The following is a 389-nucleotide window of genomic DNA, read 5'->3' on the forward strand; positions in this document are numbered from 1 at the left end:
ATCGAGTTGTTGGTCGAGCGGCTGCGGTGGGTGTTGGTGGAGTTGAGTGCTGATCCGGGGCGGCGGTTGTCGTCGGTGGATCTGTTGGATGCTGCTGAGCACGCTCGCCTGGCCGAGGTCGGTAACCGGGTGGTGTTGGAGGAGCCGGAGTCGTCGGCGGTGTCGATTCCCGCGGCGTTTGCGGCGCAGGTGGCGCGCACCCCGGGTGCGGTGGCGCTGACATGCGATGGCCGGTCGATGACGTATCGCGAGCTCGATGAGGCCGCTGATCGGTTGGCGCATGTGCTGGTTGGTCATGGTGCGGGTCCGGGCGAGTCGGTGGCGTTGCTGTTTTCCCGGTCGGCTGAGGCGATCGTGTCGATTGCGGCGGTGCTCAAGACCGGGGCGGC

At 67.4% G+C, this 389-nt stretch carries 1 protein-coding gene; it reads left to right on the forward strand.

The genetic code is table 11. From position 1 onward, the window contains the following. Positions 1 to 389 (forward strand): AMP-binding protein (locus AC5Y7E_RS24290; RefSeq protein WP_499950962.1); only part of this gene is annotated, 389 nt, incomplete at both ends.

This window comes from Mycobacterium sp. NGS17 (assembly GCF_059813205.1).